This is a genomic window from Secundilactobacillus collinoides DSM 20515 = JCM 1123, assembly GCF_001435975.1.
In the GTDB taxonomy this organism is placed as follows: domain Bacteria; phylum Bacillota; class Bacilli; order Lactobacillales; family Lactobacillaceae; genus Secundilactobacillus; species Secundilactobacillus collinoides.
The window spans coordinates 1-231 of the sequence record NZ_AYYR01000080.1; the positions used below are offsets into that span (position 1 = coordinate 1).

The following is a 231-nucleotide window of genomic DNA, read 5'->3' on the forward strand; positions in this document are numbered from 1 at the left end:
TCGGGCTCATCGCCACCAATGACGATTTCATTAGTGCTGGGTTGAAAATACCCCTTAGCCCCATTTAGCGTCGCTAAAGGCACTTCACTGACTTTAAGGTCGGTTTGCTGGTTTAAATAATCTTTGAACGCGTTATATAAGCTTGTCACATTCTGATGATCGGCTAAATTTTCTTTGACAAAGTCTTTAGCACTTAACACTGGTTCACCGCTAGTTTGTGCCACATCAAAG

At 42.4% G+C, this 231-nt stretch carries 1 pseudogene; it reads right to left on the reverse strand.

The features are described from left to right. A pseudogene (locus FC82_RS12760) lies at positions 1-231 on the reverse strand (hypothetical protein); the annotation flags it as partial.